Genomic DNA, 19,084 nt, shown 5'->3' with positions numbered 1-19,084 from the left:
CAAGCGTTACTCCGCGGCTCCGAGTTTCATATGACTTGTCGGGTTGCCGCGTCCGTGAGACCTCCCCAGTTAAGAACATACTCTTTCCATCTTATCTCTGCATGATTTACCTTTGCAAGTTCCGGATAACTATTGGGCTTTGTCTTCTTGTGCAGACTCACCACACTTGCACCGGCCTTATATCATGTTCTTGTGCATCAGAGCAGATGTTTGACTCAGACTTCCTTCAGATTCCGCGTCGCCACGGACACCCTTGTCTTTGGCTGTAGCCTTCCCGTTATCAGGGCGGCTTGGGGACTTGCACCCGTTAGAGTATGCCCATGCTGGGCGAACACAAAAAAATCCGCCGCATTTTCTTTTGAAATGAGACGGATTTTAAACTATGGTGTAAGAATTGTCAGCTTTTTATCCCTAATTCGTGTATCTTTTTACTTTGCAACCACTTCGACCTCCGATTCGTATTTCTTGTCTACCACGATGAGCAGCAGTGGCTGAATGACGTACGAAATCTTAGAGCCGCGCTCAATGCCGTAGGAAAACACAATCCTGCCTTCCGAACGCACAAGCGATAATGGCGAATAGGTTGTGGAGTTTGCGGTAGGCTTTTCGCTCACGGCAATGACAAACTGCTTGCTGAAGTCAATCGGCGTGATGCTTCTGCCCATTACGGCAGCCATGCCAAACAATTTGTCGAACTCTCTCTGCGATGTAATCTTTCCAAGTGGAACTTTGTCTGCATCGTTCCTTACAAAATATCCTTCGCAAACCGTGTAAGGAATATCTCCGGTTTGATTCTGCGACTTACAGTCGGCAAGCAGCAAAACGGCAGATACAATTACCGAAATAATCAAAACTAACCTTCTCATCTTTTTTACTTATAAAACATTTTTTAGACACCCAAGTTAAAAGCTATCCTAATTGGAAAACGGCATAAACCTCGGCTGCAAAATTAAGAAAAAATTATTTTCACTCTCATTTTAATCTAAAATGTTTGCTTTTTTTCTGAAAGTGCTCATTTTATATAATACATTGCCAAAATCTTACATGGCAAGAAGCCATAAACGCAGACCATTCGTCACAAAACGTGCATTCCGTCAAGGCAAACGCACCATTCGTCACATAAACATGCAGAATATCCCAGAAACTTGCATTACAGCAGACGGCATTATAATTTTGCGCCATGAAAAAAACACGAAAATAAACATATCATGAATAATAGAACTATTCTTGGAATAATACTTGTGGCAGGCGCACTCTTGAAACTTGCCGACATGTGGGGCTTGGCAAACCTTGGATGGCTATGGCAGCAGCCTTGGCTCGAATACGTTGCCCCGGCGGTGTTTCTGTACATAGGCGTGCATCTTATAATTGAAAGCATAATTAATAACCGCGACCAGTGGCTTCAGCGTCCGCTGCCAATAGGCGACGACGGCAAGCGCATACGCTGCTCGGTTCACTACGGAGGCGACGAGTACATATATCGCGGAGAGGCATTTCACGGAGCGCGCCTCGACGTGTGCTGCGGAGGAATACGCCTCGACCTTCGCGAAGCAACCATAACCGAGGACGAGGAGATTGACATTCACACCTTTTGCGGAGGCGTTGAACTGCTCATTCCGCCAACGGTTAACGTGGTGGTGAAGAGCCGCAGCATTCTGGGCGGCATAGGCAACCATACCGACCGCCACGTCAAGCCCGATGCTCCGTGCATCCACATCATTGCAAGCAACATTATCGGCGGCATTGACATAAGAAACAGCGATTAGAACACAAAAACACAACGAGAAAATGCAAAGACTCAACAAAGAACTAACAATGCTTGCGGTTATTATTGTTGTAACCGCACTCGCTATTGCACAAGCACACAGACAATACGGCAAAACCATCAACGAGAAGGGCAAGGCACTGGCATGCTACGTCGTACTGCCTCTGCCACTTCCCTACTCAGTTTTCTTTGCTGAAGGCAACTGCACTCGCTGAACGGGAAAACGAGGAAATTCTGAATAAAATCAAAGAAAATGAACATTAGATTAGAAGAAACAAAAGACTACAGAGAGGTTGAGAACCTTACGCGCGAGGCATTCTGGAACGTTTACCGACCGGGATGTACCGAGCACTTCGTACTTAACCAGTACAGAACGAATCCCGACTTCATCCCGGAACTCGACTTCGTGATGGAGGAAGACAACAAGATAATAGGCCACGTAATGTTCTCGAAAGCCGAACTCGACCTCATCGACGGAACGAGCCGACAATCGTGGACGTTCGGTCCTATCAGCATACACCCCGACTACAAGCGAAAGGGCTACGGACTGAAACTGCTAAACCACGCGCTCGCCAAGGCGCGGCAGATGGGCATCGGATTCATCTGCATGGAAGGTAACATAGAGTTTTACAAACATGCCGGATTCGGACTTGCAAGCAAGCTGAACATACACTATCATGCCGAGCCGAAAGATGCCGAAGTGCCTTACTTCCTTGCGCAGGAACTGATTCCGGGCTGGCTTGGCGGCATTGAGGCTACATACACTCCACCGCTGGGATATTTCGTGGCCGAAGATAATCCCGAAGCATTCGAGGCATACGAATCAACATTTCCGAAGAAAGAAAAAATGTTCTGCGACGGTCAGCTTCCGCAGTTCTGCCAAAGTTGCGGAATGCCTCTGACAAGTGCTGCTGACTGCGGCACAAACGCCGACGGAAGCACCAACTTCGACTACTGCAAATTCTGCTATTCAGACGGCAGATTTCAGCAAGACTGCACAATGAACGAGATGATTGAGCATTGCCTTCAGTTTGTAAACGAGGTGAACAAGAACATGACAAAGCCCATGACAAAGGACGAATACAAGCAGATGATGCAAAACTTCTTCCCGATGCTAAGGCGATGGAGAAAAATGTGCAGATGATAATGGATTAGCCGACACCGACGACGGAAAGACTACGAACGGCGCACGGCATTATCCGATACAATCCACATCATCAATAAATGGAAACTGGCTCTTGAATAAAAAATGAACGCAATACTATACATTCACGGAAAAGGAGGAAGTGCAGCAGAGAGCGAGCACTACAAAACCCTTTGCCCCAACTGCGATGTCATAGGTCTGGACTACAAGACGTTCAGTCCTTGGGACACAGGCAAGGAGATAAACGATGCCGTAAAAGAACTAAAAAGCAAATGCGGCAGCATAACTCTGATAGCCAACAGCATAGGCGCATTCTTCAGCATGAATGCCGGCATCGATGACTTGATAGAGAAAGCCTTCTTCATCTCGCCCATCGTTGACATGGAAAGCCTCATCTCCAACATGATGACGTGGGCAGGCGTTACCGAGGAGCAACTGAAATCGGCAGGCACTATCCGCACCGATTTTGGCGAGGATTTGTCGTGGGATTATCTGTCCTACGTCAGAAGTCACCCCATAGAATGGCACGTGCCAACACATATTCTCTACGGCAGCAACGACAATCTGACATCGTTCAAGACAATCGCCGACTTTTCCAATAAGCATCAAGCCACTCTAACCGTCATGGAGAATGGCGAGCACTGGTTTCACACCGATGAGCAGATGGCGTTCTTAGATAACTGGATAAAAGGATGAAAACATTAGTATTAAACACATTAGGAAATGACTATACAGAGCAGATAAAGGCTCTGATTAAGGATAAAGAGGCTGAGATTGTAGACACCACAGACATGAAGATTGCACATTGCATGGGCTGCAACCACTGCTTTCTGAAAACGCCCGGCATTTGTGCCATAAAGGACGATTATGCGCAGATTCTGAAGAAACTGGCACACAGCGACAGCCTCTGGCTTGTGTCGGACACACGCTTTGGCTTTCTCGACTACAAGGGCAAGCGGGTGATGGACCGTATTCTGCCAATGCTTAACATGGACTTGTGCTTCAGAGACGGCGAGATGCGCCACACGCTGCGCTACGGCGCACTAAACGTAGGTGTTCTGTACAGCGGCGAGGGTAATCAGCAACTGCTCGACTTCTGGTGCTACCGCTCATCGGCAAACTTGGGCGGACACTCGCTGGGAGCATATTCGGTAAACAAGACAAAGGAGGTAAAAGTATGCATGTAGTAATAATAAACGGAAGTCCGCGAACAAAGAAATTCAGCAATACGGACAAGATTATACAATCGTTTGCAAAAGGTCTGCAAAGTGAAGGCTCAACCTGCGAGGTGTATTCCCTCTCTAACCGCAGCGAGTGGGAAGCGGCGTGGGAAGCCTTCATGACGCACGACAAGATAATCATCGCCCTGCCGCTCTATGTAGAGTGCGCGCCGTCGCTCCTTCTGGAGTTTCTGTCTACGCTGCCAACCGAGCGACGCAAGCCGGCAACGCTGTCGTTCATTCTTCAGAGCGGCTTTGCCGAGGGCTGCCAGCTGCGTTGCGGCGAGGCATTTCTGAAGTCGCTCCCTGCCCAGCTTGGCTGCACATTCGGCGGATGCCTTCTGCGCGGCAACAACTTCGGCATAAGGATTGCAAAAGAGGGCGAGCGCAACAAGATTCTGAAGCCATACGCCGACATGGGGCGCAGTTTTGCACAAAAGGGCAACTTCCTCTCGCCCGAGGCAGCCAAGTTTGTGGGACTGGAGACATTCCCTCTGGTGCTGCGCAAGTTTATAATGCTGTCTTACAAGGTTGTGGGGCACAGAAAGTTCAGCCGCACGGCAACGGAATGGGGCTGCATCCGTCCGCTCGACGACAGACCTTATTAGGAATGTGATTAGTATCTGTAATAAATTCTTTATGCACTGTTTATTTTTAAGTTAGAGTTGGTTTTCGGGAACGCACAGTCGGATGATTATTGCGTTCCCCTTTTTTATTTATGCCGACGTTCATTTTCTGTTCAAATTACCTATCTTTGCAAAAATTTAGTCACATTTAAAATTATGAATGATAATTTTGTATTCTCATATGCAGAAAATGCAGAAGGAAGAATGGTACATGTCGATTCTGTTCCAAATGGCTTAAAATGTAAATGCAATTGTCCACATTGTCATGAACAACTACTTGCACGTCATGGAGATGAAAGAACACATCATTTCGCACATCATAGCGAAAATCGTGGTGCAAACTTAAATATATGCTACATGGTAATATTGTACAAATTAGCCGAACAAATTGTACAAACCAAAAAACGAATCCATGCTCCATCTTATTATGGCATATACATAGAAAAAGATCTCGAATTCATTGATGTCAAAATAAACAGCGACTATGAGCGAGAGGACAAACAACCAGATGTTATTGCTACAACAAAAGATGGCAAGCAATATCTTATTGAATTTACATTCGAGTACAAAGTTCAGCACAAAAAACCTATTGATTACAAGAGCCTCAACTGTCTTGAAATTGATTTATCCCAGCAATCTCTTGAATCTCTGGAAGATTTTCTTCTTTCAAGTGCAGAAAGCAGAAAATGGCTTAACAATGAAAGCTACTTTACACGAATAGAAGAAACATATCTGAAAAGAAAGTTTAAAGTAAAGGTTGTAACAAATAATGAATGTCAACAATGCAAAATAAAAAACGCATGTGTTAATATAAAAGATACGAGTTGTCCAATGATTATTGAGAACAACGGTGAAAACTACCGTATCTGTAAGACAGAAATTTTTGAAAAAGAAATGACAGAAAGAGAAATGAGAAAAAAACATATGGAAGAAAAAAAAGAAAAGACTTTAAAAGTAGAAAGCATTATAACAGAGCAAAAAAATGAAGATTCTGAAATCGACACAGAAGAAATAATGAGAAAAAACCACGAATGGTTTCAAAATCTATTACGCCAACACAATGAAAAGATACAAAAAAACAATTAAGGAGATTTTTCAAATTTCAATTTACGACTTTTGAAAACCCGACTTTGAAAAAACATCATATCTCTGCAAACGGAGCAAAAAATATAGCCGAATTGCATAATTTCCGGTCTTTCTGTTCATGGAATCTTTGCCTTAGTTGAATAAATTAAATATTTTTGCCGCATCTTTTAATCCTTAACTGCGATTATTATGTATGAAAAATTTTTAATCATTGTTGATCCTCAGAACGATTTTATCGAGGGTGGCTCGCTTCCTGTCTCTGGTGCGCGCTCTGCAATGCAGCAACTTGCAGAATTTGTAAAAAGCAAATCTGCCGAGTTTTCAACCATCTTCGTGACTCAGGATTCGCATCCCGAGAACCACTGCAGTTTTTCATCAAACGGCGGAATATGGCCTGTGCATTGCGTCAGAGACTCCTCGGGCTTCGAGGTATTCCCGCAGTTGCAAGAGGCTCTGTCGGCTTCGGACAATGTTGAATATTGCCAGAAAGGCACGGATTCGGCAGTAGAGCAGTACAGCATATTCTCGTATAACGGTGGCCAGATAACCAACCCCGACGGACAGAAGATTATCTCTGCCATCGAGAAAGCCTCATCGCCAACGATTGTGGTGTGCGGAATTGCCGGCGACGTGTGCGTGATGAACACTCTCAACGACTTGGTTCAGATTCGCAAGTCGGCCGAAGGCATCTCTGTGGCAGCAAACTTTACGGCAAGCATCGACGGCGGCGAGAAACTCGAAGCCTTCTGCAAAGAGAACAACATCAACCTTCTTAATTTATAAAAATCACTATGCAACAGATAGTTAAGCACTTTACCGACAACGACCTATACACCTTTACCTGCATGTACTACATTGTGCAGTCGTACCCGAGAGCCGAGGTTGAATACACATTCTTCGACCGCAACAAGACCGTCTATCCCGACGGGTTCGACGCTCTGCTGCGCGAGCAGGTTGACATGATGAAAAACATAGTAATAACCGATGAGGAGATAGAATTCATGCAGCAGAAATGTTATTATCTGCCAAAATGGTTCATCGACGTGTTTCTGCGCGGCTTCAGATTCAACCCAGCCGAGGTGGATATTTCAATGGACAAGGACAACCATCTGCACGTCTCAGTCAAGGGCAAATGGTATTCGGCAATCATCTGGGAGATGCCTATACTTAGTTGCGTGAGCGAGCTGATGCACATTCTGAACGGCGACACAAAGATATACGATGAGCAGACCGAGCGCGAATACATCAGAAAGAAGTCTGAAGAGATATTCTCTTCATCGCTCGTAATTGGCGACATGGGTACGCGCCGCCGCTTCTCGTTCGAGCATCAGAAGGTGGTGCTCGAAGAGATGAGCCGCGTGTACAAGGAGAAACAGTGGAGCGGCATCTTCACCGGAACATCAAACGTATGGTTTGCCATGAAACTCGGACTGAATCCGCTTGGCACCATGAGCCACCAGATTATCTCGTTCGAGGAGAACTGCTCTTCGGTGTTCGAGGTGAACCATTCTGTTATGGAGAAGTGGGCCGAGGTGTATAACGGCGACCTCGGAATATATCTATACGACTGCTTTGGCGACAATGTCTTCTTCAACAATTTCTCTAAGAAGATGGCGATGCTGTTCTCTGGCTTGAGAGTGGATTCGGGCAACGAAGAGGAGCAGATTGACAAGATTGTGGCTAAGTACAAGGAACTGGGCGTTAATCCGCTTACAAAGCAGGTTATCTTCTCTAACGGTTTGAATATTAAGCGCGCAATAGAGATTAACAACTATGCCAAAGGCAAGATTATCCCATCGTTCGGCGTGGGCACGTTCCTGACGTGCGACGTTGCAAGCGGCGGCGGAGTGATAAAGCCTATGAACATCGTCGTAAAACTTACACGCTCAAGAATTACCGAGTCGAGAGAATGGCACGACTGCGTTAAACTCTCTTGCGACAAGGGCAAGACTCTTGGCAACGAGATGAAATGCAAGTACATTCAAAGCATTATCGGCTAATCGTAAACGAATTTTTTCAGTTGCGGCGGTGTTTTCTGTGGCATCGCCGCTTTTTGTTTCTGCGATTGGAGCATCGTTCTGCATAAAATAACTATCTTTGCAACCAATTTTGAAAAAAAGGCAAATGAAAGAATACGTTATAAAAAACAATCATCGTGGTTATGACGGAAGAGAAACGCTATTCAAGGCTAACGAAACAGGCGTTCTCACGCCAAAAATCCAATATTCACTTGAGCCGAACCGAAAAGAACAGCCAGAAGACGCTCAGTACCATCTTCTGAAATGGAAGGACATCGAGAAAATAGAATTCGGAAAATACTGTGGCTGCAACGAATACTTGTGTTTCTACACAACCGACGGCTATGTATACACTCTCCACATGGATATATACTTTCAGAATTTCTCCTTCGATAAACTGTATAAGAATTTCAAGAAACTTTCGGGAAGCGACAGTCTGAATATGGCTATCGTAAACGAAGAAGTCTGCCCAAACTACTTTCCCGAAGAGCCAGTAAAGAAAGAAGACTTTCTGATGCTAAAACAGCAGCATGCCAACGATAATTACAGTCCTGCAAATCAACAAGATGATATCGATTATTCAGAAACAGACAAGAAATTTAAGTTTAGCCTATATCCGAAAAATTATAAGATAAAAATACAGAATGAAATCCCTTCAGTTATAAAGTTATGGATAATAATATTGATATCGCTCTTTTGCATTCATTTTTCCGAATATTTCTGGGGAATACAGATAATAATGTGTACATTATGTATTGTTTATTGCATTTATGACTTTATTAAAAGAGAAAAAAATAAAATTCTTCTTTTTAAAGCAAACAGACAAGGTGTTTTCTTTTATAACGTACATGAATACTCTGCAACATTAAAGTGGAACAATATCAAGAAAGTTACATTTGGAAAGTTGGAAAATAAATTTTTATACATTTGTTTTCAAACCAATGATGACATTCTGTATTTCTATAAACATCCAAAAAGGGAAGTTTTATGGTTTCTAAAAGGACTATTCAGACATTATTCTGGAAACAAGAATTTGGAGATAACAACAATTAAGAACGATTATTTTTATATTCCTGTACGCAAGCCTATTAGCGAACAAGAATACTTGGATGAAGTAAAAAAATTGAAGAACGTTATAAACAAATAGAAAAACGGCTCTTATACTTGAATTACAAGCTATACGTTCTGCCGAATTCAGAAATCTCGGCAGAACGCGAGAAAATAAAAAATGTCCGCAGAGATTTTGTTTCTGCGGACATTTTTTGTGGTGAATTACAAACTCTTTATCGCATCTTTTATGCCAGCCATGTTGCTGCGCGAGACAGGCAAACATTCCTCGCTGTGGCGAACCAAAAGTTGCATCGTTCCTGCCTTTGAGACGATTTTCTCTACCTGAGCAAGATTAACGAGGAAGGCGCGGTGGCAGCGAACCACCATCGGATAGCCGTGCAACTCCTCTTCCATCTGTTTTGATGTGGCACGCAGCATATCGGTCTGAACCTTTCCGCCGAGCCACTGGCACACCTTAACGTAGTTGCCAACCGCCTCGACATAAAGCAGATTATCAACATTAAGGGTTATCGTCTCGCTCGTTGTGCCCGTTAGCGTAACGGTGCTTTCGGCAGCCGGAGCGTCATCGGCTTTTCTTTCAGCCTCAACCATCTTGGCGCGCTGTTCAGCCATTTTCTGCATCTTCTGCAACTGGTCGTTAAGTTGTTGCATCTCCTCTTCCTTCTCGCGCAAAAGTCTTTTGCGGCGGCGCGCAAGTACTGAGAGCGCAATGATTACGGCAAGCAGTCCGACGGTGAGCAGCAGGAAGAAGATGAGCTGGCGCTGGCGCGACACGGTGAGCAGCAGTTCGTGTTCGCGAAGGTTCTGAATGGAGCGTTCCTTGGCTTTCTCTACCGCCTGACGCTTGTTCATGCGGTTGCGAATGTCGTTGGCAAACTCAGCCATGTCGGTAATGTTGTACCGGCCTGTGGTAGCATAGTCGAGCACCATTCGGTGACCGATGACGCAGAACCGCGTTGAGTTTGACATATCGTACTCCTCTACCTTGTTCATGTAGTGCTGGGCGCGCTCCTTGTTGCCCTTAAGCAACCACGCGTGCGAGAGCGAGAAAAGCGGTCCGAGTTCGTTGCCGGAGTATTCCTTCGAGCGACCGTAATGTGCCATTATGTCCTCGTGCATGGCAATGCCCTCGTCTATCCTGCCTATGTCAATGAGCAGGTCGGCATAGTTTCGCATGGCATCGCGCCACACATAGACAGAGTCTTTTGCCGTATCGCGAAAGGCGATGGCTCGCTTGAACATCACGATGGCAGAATCAATCTTTCCTTCGTAATAATAGTTTACGGCAAGGGCGTTGAGGAGCTGCGCGTGATTCTTGTCGCCACCGTCGATGGAGAGAAGCTCGTCTACATATTGTTTTGCCTCCTTCTGATTGTTGTTCTTGAGGGCGAGTTTAGCCATTCCGCACAGCATCGAAACGGTTTCGGGATAATTGGCAGCCTTGCGGCTCTCTTCGAGCGACTGCACCATCAGTTTCTTAGCCTCATCCTCACGCTCTGTCCACCAGTAGTACGACGATGTGAACGAGCGTGCCTTGCGCAGTCTTACGCTGTCGATGGGCTGATGATGCTGAAAATAGCTGAACGCGAATGCCACCATCGAGTCTTCGGATAGCGACTGGTTCATGGCGGCATGAGCCTCGGCCGTTGTTAGCCAGTATCGGGCAAGCCACTCGTCGGGCAGTCTGCCCACGTTCTCAACCTGATTTAATACATAAAGTGCGCTGTCGGGTTTCTCGCTTATCAATGCTTCGGCTTCGCTGATGTACTGTTTGTCTGAATTTCCGCAGGAGGTGAGCGCAATCATTCCTGCGAGTGTCCATAGAATCTTTTTCATAGCACAAAGTTCACACATTTTTTTGGTTCTGCCAAGCCATTCGTCACAAAACCGTGCAGAATATCCCAAAAATTAGGCTATTCGACATACAAACCGTTACTTTGCCGACGAAAAAAACGCATTGGGCGAACAAAACACACCGCCCGGTACAAATTGAAAAGCGATAAAAAACTAACAAAAAAGAAACTTAATTATGAAGAAATTTCTTTTCATGGCGTTTGCAGCCACCATCTGCTGCGGAATATTTGCATCGTGCAACACCGATGACGATGACGAGATTTACGACCCTTTCGAGATAACCGACGGCGACAAGAAGGATTACTACGGGTATTCGGAAGAAGGCTTCTTTATAGACGGCGAAATAAAAGTCGTGGGATTCTTCGACAAGGACAGCGTGATTGAGGGATACACAAAATACGTGGAGCGCAACTATCTCTATCACGAGAAAGACAACGACGAGGAGGAGCACAAGCGCAGCCTCGGATACGGCATGAACATGCGTCTGAAAGACTTTGCCGTGATATATACCGACGAGATAACATACAATGCCGACAGCACACGGATAACGGGCAAGGGGCATCTGTATTTTATTGAGAACGACAAGAATAACGTAACCGTTCCGAAAGTTCTTCCAGACAACAAGAAGAACGACTTCGGTACAGACGTATCTGCCACCATCGACGAGAAAGGACAGCCTCATCTGATAACCTGCAAGACGGTGATTGACAACAAACTGGTTACAATTCAGTTCAGGGAACTCCACTTCAAGTCGCCCTACGATGCCCCAAACATCGAAATACCAAAGGACGATGAATTCAGTATTTAATTGTTAAAACTCAATACTAATTCCAATCTACTGTAATCTCTCTTTTTTATCAAACCAACAGAGATAAGGAATAAAGGCACTCAGTCGGGAGACTATAGTGCCCTTAATTTTGAAAAAAGAAAAACAAACAAAATATAATGAGAATCTTAAACATTATCATCGCAACAGCGATTTTGTGCCTCGTGCCAATCATGGCATTTGGGCAGACAACACAAACCATTCGCGGACAAGTAAGCGACATTGCATCGGGCGAACCGATGATTGGCGTGAGCATCGTTGTAGAAGATGCCGACAACTGCGCCACCACATCAGACACCGAAGGAAACTTTGTGATAACCCGAGTGCCCGTAGGCCGCCACTCCATCAGGGTGAGTTACGTTGGCTACGAGCCTCTGGTTCTGAAAGAGCAACTCCTCTCATCAGGAAAAGAGATGGTTCTGAGCCTAAAGATGCACGAGAGCGTTGCCGAACTGGGCGAGGTGGTTGTAAAGCCACGCTCAAACAAGCAGATGCCGCTAAACGACATGGCTCAGGTTGGAGCACGAATGTTCAGCGTTGAGGAGGCAAACAGATATGCCGGCGGAATGGCCGACCCGGCACGCACGGCTTCGATGTTTGCCGGCGTGGCTTCGGGCGGAGCAACAAACGGCATCAGCATTCACGGAAACTCGCCGCAGATGCTACAATGGCGAATAGAGGGCGTTGAGGTGAACAACCCCAACCACTTTGCCGAAATAACCGAAGCAGGCGGAGGCATATTCACCTCGCTTAACGGAACGGTTCTTGCCAACAGCGACTTCCTTACGGGAGCGATGCCTGCCGAGTTTGGAAACGCCCTGTCGGGCGCATTCGACATGAAGATGCGAGCCGGAAACAACAACAAGCACGAGCACGCCATACAGATAGGAACGCTGGGCGTAGACTTTGCCTCGGAAGGCCCGATAGGAAAGTCTAAGAACGGCTGCCCGCGCGCATCGTATCTGGTTAACTACCGATACAGTTTTCTGGAGATAGCAAAGAAACTCCACGCCATAAACATGGAGAAGGAGACGCTCGACTATCAGGATTTGAGCGGAAAACTGAATATGCCGACGTGCAAGGCCGGAACATTCGCCCTATGGTTTACAGGCTTGATTGACAGATACATAAACGACGTTCCCGAAAAAGACGAGTGGGAAACGCTGTGGGACATGAACGACTCGTGGTCTAACCAGAAGAGTTGGGCTGGCGGACTTACGCACAACTACCGTTTCCGCAACGGCGGAACACTTCACTCAAGCATTGCATATACCGGAAACTATCAGAATCTGAGAACCAACGACTACGACGACAATATGACAAAGACTCCCGACATGAAGGGCCAAAACCTGTCGTGGAACGTGATGATTGGCGTGCAGTATCAGCACAAATTCTCATCAAGATACACCATGCAGAACGGATTCGACCATCAGCATATCGACTTCAACACATGGTTAGACCACGTTGCCGAGGTAGGCGGTCCGCTGCTGCGCATATACCAGTCGGAAGGCAACACGGGACTAACACGCGCCTACACAAGCCACAAGATTGCACTTAGCCGAAGACTCTCGGCGGTGGCTGGCGCAAACGTAATGTGGTTCAACCTTAACGACCAGTGGCTGTTAGAGCCTCGCGCAAGCATTGAGTACAAGACATCGGCATCGAGCAGCGTGGCAATAGCCTACGCGCTTAACAGCCGAAAGGAGACGACCGACACTTATTTCGTACAGATATCCGACGGCAACGGAAATGCTGCCAACCCAAACAAGAATCTGGGACTCACGCGCTCGCACCACATCTCGGCATCGTTCAGCCAGCGTCTGGGCGAGAATGCGATAATTAAGATTGAGCCTTACTGGCAATATCTGTTCGACGTTCCGGTAGAGATTGGCTCAACTTTCTCAATCCTCAACCACAACCTTTTCTATCAAGACAGGGCTCTTGTAAACGAGGGTGTTGGACGCAACTACGGAATAGACCTCACCCTTGAGCGATATCTGAAGGACGGACTCTACGGAATGTTTACGGCAACCCTCTTCAAGTCTGAATACCGCGACGCGCAGGGCGAATGGCACAACACGCGCCACGACCGCACGTTCGTAACCAACATTCTGGGCGGAAAAGAGTGGATGGTTGGCAAGAGCAAGAAGAACGTCTTCGGATTTAACGGACGATTTACGCTGATGGGCGGCGACCGTTACACTCCGATGCCCGAGGGACTGACGTTAGAAGAAGTGATGAAGCGTCCCGACCATTCCATTCCCGAGGACGGCGACAAACCGTTCAGCAAGCAGATGGGACTGAACACAGGCTTTGCCTTCTCGGTTAAATACACCATCAACGGAAAGCGAAAGGCCACGCACCTCATTCTCGAATACCTGAAAGTGCGCTCGTTCCAAGGCAAGACATTCAACATAAAGACCCACGAGGTTGAGGATAAATTCACCTCGCTCACCTTCCCTAACATAGCCTACAGACTAGAGTTTTAGGGCATTTCTGCAATTCGTCACAAAAGCGTGCAGAATATCCCAAAAGCATACGGAAAAAGAACTTTTTGGCATAACTTTGCAAGCAGAATCGCAGGGCGGCGAACACATACTTTCCCCCATGTGGTTCTGCTTTTTTTAACCTTTACACGATGATTATAATGGAAACAGAAAGACTGACGCTGCGACCGTGGCTCGACACCGATGCCGACGCGCTATTCAGATACGCATCCGAGCCCGACATAGGAAACCAAGCCGGATGGCCGCCGCACAAGAGCGTTGACGAGAGCCGCGAGATTATCCGAACGGTATTCAACAGTCCAACCGTGTGGGCTATAGTTCTGAAGGAGACTGGCGAACCAATAGGCTCGGTGGGCTACATGGAATCGTTCGACCTGAACATTCCTGCCCGACCCGGCGAGGCGATGGCAGGCTACTGGGTTGCAAAGCCCTACTGGAACAATGGCATCTGCACCGAGGCTCTGGCTGAGATGATAAGACACATAAGAGAAACAACACAAATACCGTCGCTCATCTGCTGCCACTTTACCGACAACCCTGCATCGGGGCGCGTGATGGAGAAATGCGGATTCATTCCGACAGGCGAAATAAGCATTGACGAAAATCAGCATGGCGGCAAAAATCGTCCAATGAGAATACTAAGGCTCGAATTTTAGTATCAAACCCGAAAAATGAGAAAACTTTTATATATAACTGCCCTGACTTTGACAGATACAGCAGTCATGGCAGCAGCACAAACACAGCAAGACACAATTGAATGGGTAAGCAAGATGTTAGAGTTGAAGGAGGTCGTCGTCCGTGGCGACCTTCCCAACACTCGGCTGAAAGGCAATGCCATGATTACGCGCATTGACGGAACGCCGCTTGCCAAGTCGGGAACGGCAGACGAGCTGCTACTGAAAGTGCCGGGAATGACCGGTAGCGAGGACAAACTCGAGGTTATAGGAAAGGGCGAGCCGCTCATCTACCTTAACGGCCGTCTGCTGCGCGATGCCGGCGAACTGAAGCGTCTGCGCAGCGAAGACATACGCGACGTTGAGGTGATAAACAACCCCGGAGCACAATACAACGCAACCGTAAAGGCGGTGGTGAGGATTCGCACAAAGCGGCAGAAGGGCGACGGATTCAGCCTCGACCTTACGGCTACCGACGAGCAGGACCTCAGATACGGCTTTAACATGCCGCGCGGAAAACTGGGCATGAACTACCGCACAAACGGATTTGACGTGTTCGGCTCGGTCTACTACTTTCATCAGGACTATCGACAATACAGCACTCTGAAAGAGGTTACGACAACGCCCAACAGGGTGTTCTGCCAAGACGGACCATACACAATGACTTGGTTTCACAACGACATCACTTACACCGCCGGAGCAAACTGGCAGATTTCAGACTCGCACTCGGTTGGAGTGAGAGCCGACCTGACTCAGTTTTTCGACGGAAAAAACAAGGTTATTTATGACGAAGACGTTTACATCGACAACAATAAAACCGACCATCTCTACTCCGACCAGACAAACCGCGAGACGAAGCCGCTGGGCATCCTTACAAATGCCTACTACAACGGCACGGCGGGCAAGTTGGGCATCGACCTCAATGTCGATTTCATGCGCACGCAGACCAATACCGACCGCCACAACGTGGAGACGAGCCTTCTGAACAACGACTACATACTTAGCAAGTCGGGGACAAAGAGCCGCCTGTATGCCGCCAAACTCGTTCTCTCCTACCCCGTGTGGAAAGGCGATGTAGAGGCAGGAACGGAGATGACCTTCGTAAGGCGGTACAACACTTATTGGATTGACAAGCCATCAATCTCAAATACCGATGCCGACATAAAGGAGGACAACATCGCCGCCTTTGCCGAGTATGCGTGCAACTTCGGAAATGCAGGAAGGGCAAGCATCGGAATGCGCTACGAACACACGCTGTCCGACTATAGCGACGCTCTGGCAAACGAATTTCTGCACCGTTCGCAAGACGAGTTCTTCCCTACGGCTTCGTATTCGGTAAGCCTCGGAAAGATTCAGGCGGCGCTGGCATACAGCCTCAAGACCAACCGCCCGAGTTTCTTTGCCATGAACGATGCCGTAACATACATAAGCCGATATTCGCTTCAGGCAGGAAACTCGCAACTGCTAAACGAGCGCATGCGCGACCTAACGCTAAACCTGTCGTGGAAATGGCTCACGCTGTCGGCATCATACGAGCGCAGCAGGAATGCCATAACGCAATGGTCGTTCCTTCGCGACAACGACGTGGCGCTGGTAAAGCACATCAACCTTGCCGACCCTTACGACAACTACAGCGCGTACATCTCGGCAACGCCAAAAGCTGGTATATGGTCGCTCAACGCAACGGCTGGGATTGACAAGCCCGACCTTACGCTTACGCTCGACGACGGCCGACGATGCTCGTTCAACAAGCCAACGTTCACGGTCAATGCCTTCAACACCATCAGTCTGAAGCACGGCTGGCGGTTCGACCTTAACCTGATGTTCCAGTCGCGCGGTAATGACATGAACTTCTACAACAGTTACGACAAGGTTCGCCTTGGCATTGTTGCGCAGAAGAGCCTGCTGAAAAACCGCTCGCTTACCGTCCGCGCCGCCGTGCTCGATGTTCTTCAGCGCAGCGGAATGAACGAATACGGCGACATGGGCTACTATCAGATTTGGCAGGCAAACAAGTATTCGCGGCACAAGCTGCATCTGTCGCTCTTCTATCGCCTCAACTCAGCCCGAAGCAAGTACAAGGGCACGGGCGCAGGCAAGGACGCGCAGAACAGAATGAAGTCATAAACACAAAAAAATCAGAAAAAATGAACAATATACAAATTGAAACATTATTTTTGGCACTCGGACTCGGTTTCAGCAGTTGCATGTCAACGCGCGACACCGTAAAAATAAACAAAGTTGAAATGGGAATGACGAAGGATGAGGTAAGAAATCTTCTGGGCAAGCCGCTCTTCAAGAATGCCGACGAAAACGGCGAGGAATGGGGCTACCGAAAGTTCGTAGGCGAGATTGCCGGCCCCGAGGAGATGATTTTCACCGTCGTCTTCAGTCCCGAAGGAAAAGTCATGGCTTACAACTCTGCCAAGGCTCATCCGCAGCACTATGGAAATGTGCAAAGATAATTACCATTAAAAACATTTGAAGATGGAACAGAAATTTTGTCAGAGTTGCGGAATGCCGCTCACTCCCGAAGTCCTCGGCACTAATGCCGACGGCAGCAAGAACGAGGACTACTGCATGTACTGCTACAAGGACGGCGATTTTACCACCGACTGCTCTATGGACGAGATGATTGAACATTGCGCCCAGTTTGTAGGCGAGGTAAACAAGCATCTTCCAAGCCCGATAACCAAGGAAGAATACATCGGGCAGATGAAGGCTTACTTTCCGCACCTGAAGCGGTGGCGCAAGTCTATTACGGTAGGCAACGACGACAAGATGCCTGATAATCCAGCCCTTGCACCAGTCAAGCCGCTCATCGGACAGATGGCAGACACGCTCCCCATTGCGTTCATCTCGTCGGTAGACAGCGACGGATTTCCATACACCAAGGCGATGCTTGCTCCGCGAAAGCGCGAGGGCATCAAGGTATTCTACTTCACCACAAACACTTTTTCGCTTCGTGTGGCACATTACAGAGCCAATCCAAAGGCGAGCGTGTATTTCTGCGATGCCGAGGGATTCAAGGGAATAATGCTGCGCGGCACGATGGAGGTTCTGACCGATGCGGCATCAAAACAGATGATTTGGCGCGAAGGCGACACCGAGTACTATCCCGGCGGCGTTTCAGACCCTAATTACTGCGTGCTTAAATTCACCGCTACCGACGGACGTTTTTACAGCGACTTTTACCCAAGAAGTTTCGTAATAGAATAGCATAAACATGAAAAAAACATTAAAGATTGCATTGTGCGGCACTCTCTGCCTCGCCTTGGTTGCGGCATTGATGGTGTGGCTGAAGTTCGGCTCGCTGATAAAGGGAGCAATGTCGGTAGAAAAACTCGACGACGGTCTGTACTACATGGAATACACCGGCGACGACGGCTTTGACGGACTGGTTGAGCAAGGCGGCGCAAAGACTTCGGGCGAACTTACAAGTTACATAATCAACTTTCTTTCGCAAGGCTACTACAAGTCCGAAATAAAGACAAAGAAGACCGACTACGGCTGTTCAACCCTCGCCGCCCGAACTTCCGACGGCAACGTGCTGATGGGGCGTAACTTCGACTATCCGTCGGCTCTGGGCATGATTATCCACACCATTCCCGAGCATGGATACGAAACGATAACGACCTTCAACATGGAGTTTTATGAATTTGGCGACGGCTACAAGCCCGAAGGATTCAGAAACCAGTATATGGCGCTGGCAGGACTGTTCTGCGCCCTCGACGGCATAAACGAGAAGGGACTTGCCATTGCCGACCTTGTTACAGGCGACAGCGTTCAGGCACATCAGAACACCGACAAGCCCGACATGACCACCACCGTTGCCCTGCGCTACATGCTTAACAAAGCAGCCAACGTAGACGAGGCTCTGAAACTTCTCGAAGGCATAGACATGCACTCCGACATTGGCTTCGGGCATCATTATGCCATGGCAGATGCCTCGGGCAGAAGCGTGGTTGTTGAATATGTAAACAACAAAATGGTTGTAACCGAGACTCCGGCGGTTGCCAACCACTATCTCTGCAAGGAGAATCTGAATGTGGGTCTGAAGGAAGGCGACGACCGCTACGACCGTCTTTGCAAGCGTTTCGAACAGGCTGGCGGCGTAATGAGCGTCAATCAGCTTACCGAGGCAATAGAATCGGCATCGCAGCCCGAGCGCGAAGGATTCCTTGGCACGGCTTGGACAATGGTGATGAACCTAACCAATCCGTCGGTAACATACTATTCGCGCCGTCATTTCGACAAACCGTTCACGTTCAGTCTAAAAAGAAAGAAATAACG

19 protein-coding genes and 2 pseudogenes are annotated in these 19,084 nt (G+C 47.7%); 19 read left to right on the top strand and 2 right to left on the bottom strand.

Annotated elements, in window-relative coordinates; all coding sequences use genetic code 11:
* Positions 1 to 428: 428 nt before the first annotated feature.
* Entirely contained in the window at positions 429 to 866 is a 438-nt protein-coding gene (locus T538_RS0110170; protein ID WP_031533670.1) for a hypothetical protein, read from the bottom strand.
* 342 nt (positions 867 to 1,208) lie between these two features.
* Here T538_RS0110170 and T538_RS17760 point away from each other — a divergent pair, with 342 nt between their 5' ends.
* From T538_RS17760 to T538_RS0110115, 11 genes and pseudogenes are all read left to right on the top strand, one after another.
* The gene (locus T538_RS17760; RefSeq protein WP_051656016.1) at positions 1,209 to 1,766 is read left to right on the top strand and encodes a hypothetical protein; all 558 of its coding nucleotides are present in this window, start codon (positions 1,209 to 1,211) and stop codon (positions 1,764 to 1,766) included.
* A gap of 22 nt (positions 1,767 to 1,788) precedes the next feature.
* Positions 1,789 to 1,980, top strand: coding sequence for a hypothetical protein (locus T538_RS0110155; protein ID WP_031533667.1), 192 nt, complete (start codon positions 1,789 to 1,791; stop codon positions 1,978 to 1,980).
* A gap of 38 nt (positions 1,981 to 2,018) precedes the next feature.
* A pseudogene (locus T538_RS18940) lies at positions 2,019 to 2,405 on the top strand (GNAT family N-acetyltransferase); the annotation flags it as partial.
* A gap of 207 nt (positions 2,406 to 2,612) precedes the next feature.
* Positions 2,613 to 2,909 (top strand): zinc ribbon domain-containing protein, encoded by a 297-nt coding sequence (locus T538_RS18935; protein WP_231497096.1) that lies wholly within the window; start codon positions 2,613 to 2,615, stop codon positions 2,907 to 2,909.
* Between the two features lie 105 nt (positions 2,910 to 3,014).
* A complete protein-coding gene (locus T538_RS0110145; RefSeq protein WP_031533665.1) occupies positions 3,015 to 3,605 on the top strand; it encodes an alpha/beta hydrolase in 591 nt (196 codons plus the stop codon).
* Entirely contained in the window at positions 3,602 to 4,096 is a 495-nt protein-coding gene (locus T538_RS18650) for a flavodoxin family protein (RefSeq protein WP_197025777.1), read from the top strand. The genes T538_RS0110145 and T538_RS18650 overlap by 4 nt, the downstream gene beginning before the upstream one ends.
* Positions 4,087 to 4,737: an NAD(P)H-dependent oxidoreductase gene (locus tag T538_RS18645; protein WP_197025776.1), complete on the top strand. Its 651-nt coding sequence runs from the start codon at positions 4,087 to 4,089 to the stop codon at positions 4,735 to 4,737. The genes T538_RS18650 and T538_RS18645 overlap by 10 nt, the downstream gene beginning before the upstream one ends.
* A gap of 174 nt (positions 4,738 to 4,911) precedes the next feature.
* Positions 4,912 to 5,841 (top strand): hypothetical protein, encoded by a 930-nt coding sequence (locus tag T538_RS0110135; protein ID WP_051656015.1) that lies wholly within the window; start codon positions 4,912 to 4,914, stop codon positions 5,839 to 5,841.
* Between the two features lie 189 nt (positions 5,842 to 6,030).
* Positions 6,031 to 6,624, top strand: a complete 594-nt coding sequence (locus tag T538_RS0110130; protein WP_031533663.1) for an isochorismatase family protein — start codon at positions 6,031 to 6,033, stop codon at positions 6,622 to 6,624.
* Between the two features lie 8 nt (positions 6,625 to 6,632).
* Positions 6,633 to 7,841: a nicotinate phosphoribosyltransferase gene (pncB, locus tag T538_RS0110125; RefSeq protein ID WP_031533662.1), complete on the top strand. Its 1,209-nt coding sequence runs from the start codon at positions 6,633 to 6,635 to the stop codon at positions 7,839 to 7,841.
* Positions 7,842 to 7,965: 124 nt separating this feature from the next.
* Positions 7,966 to 9,006 (top strand): hypothetical protein, encoded by a 1,041-nt coding sequence (locus tag T538_RS0110115; protein WP_031533661.1) that lies wholly within the window; start codon positions 7,966 to 7,968, stop codon positions 9,004 to 9,006.
* Positions 9,007 to 9,131: 125 nt separating this feature from the next.
* Here the strand turns inward: T538_RS0110115 and T538_RS0110110 are convergent, their stop codons facing one another.
* Entirely contained in the window at positions 9,132 to 10,766 is a 1,635-nt protein-coding gene (locus tag T538_RS0110110; RefSeq protein ID WP_034538990.1) for a LytTR family DNA-binding domain-containing protein, read from the bottom strand.
* 193 nt (positions 10,767 to 10,959) lie between these two features.
* Between T538_RS0110110 and T538_RS0110105 the strand changes: the two genes are divergently transcribed.
* From T538_RS0110105 to T538_RS0110075, 8 genes and pseudogenes are all read left to right on the top strand, one after another.
* Positions 10,960 to 11,592: a hypothetical protein gene (locus T538_RS0110105; protein ID WP_031533659.1), complete on the top strand. Its 633-nt coding sequence runs from the start codon at positions 10,960 to 10,962 to the stop codon at positions 11,590 to 11,592.
* Positions 11,593 to 11,729: 137 nt separating this feature from the next.
* Entirely contained in the window at positions 11,730 to 14,099 is a 2,370-nt protein-coding gene (locus T538_RS0110100; RefSeq protein WP_031533658.1) for a TonB-dependent receptor, read from the top strand.
* Between the two features lie 149 nt (positions 14,100 to 14,248).
* Positions 14,249 to 14,773 (top strand): GNAT family N-acetyltransferase, encoded by a 525-nt coding sequence (locus T538_RS0110095; RefSeq protein WP_231497095.1) that lies wholly within the window; start codon positions 14,249 to 14,251, stop codon positions 14,771 to 14,773.
* Positions 14,774 to 14,788: 15 nt separating this feature from the next.
* Positions 14,789 to 16,918, top strand: a complete 2,130-nt coding sequence (locus T538_RS0110090; protein ID WP_081834944.1) for an outer membrane beta-barrel family protein — start codon at positions 14,789 to 14,791, stop codon at positions 16,916 to 16,918.
* Between the two features lie 20 nt (positions 16,919 to 16,938).
* Positions 16,939 to 17,256 (top strand): outer membrane protein assembly factor BamE domain-containing protein, encoded by a 318-nt coding sequence (gene bamE, locus T538_RS0110085; RefSeq protein ID WP_081834943.1) that lies wholly within the window; start codon positions 16,939 to 16,941, stop codon positions 17,254 to 17,256.
* Positions 17,257 to 17,278: 22 nt separating this feature from the next.
* Positions 17,279 to 17,530: pseudogene (locus T538_RS18640) on the top strand (zinc ribbon domain-containing protein); the annotation flags it as partial.
* 42 nt (positions 17,531 to 17,572) lie between these two features.
* Entirely contained in the window at positions 17,573 to 18,010 is a 438-nt protein-coding gene (locus T538_RS18635) for a pyridoxamine 5'-phosphate oxidase family protein (protein ID WP_051656018.1), read from the top strand.
* A gap of 7 nt (positions 18,011 to 18,017) precedes the next feature.
* Positions 18,018 to 19,082: a linear amide C-N hydrolase gene (locus T538_RS0110075; RefSeq protein WP_051656013.1), complete on the top strand. Its 1,065-nt coding sequence runs from the start codon at positions 18,018 to 18,020 to the stop codon at positions 19,080 to 19,082.
* Positions 19,083 to 19,084: the final 2 nt, after the last annotated feature.

Origin of the sequence: Bacteroides sp. Ga6A2 (genome assembly GCF_000702225.1) — a bacterium.
Lineage (GTDB): Bacteria > Bacteroidota > Bacteroidia > Bacteroidales > Bacteroidaceae > Ga6A1.
The sequence above is the reverse complement of the archived record's forward strand: the minus strand, read 5'-3'. Positions and strand labels throughout refer to the sequence as shown.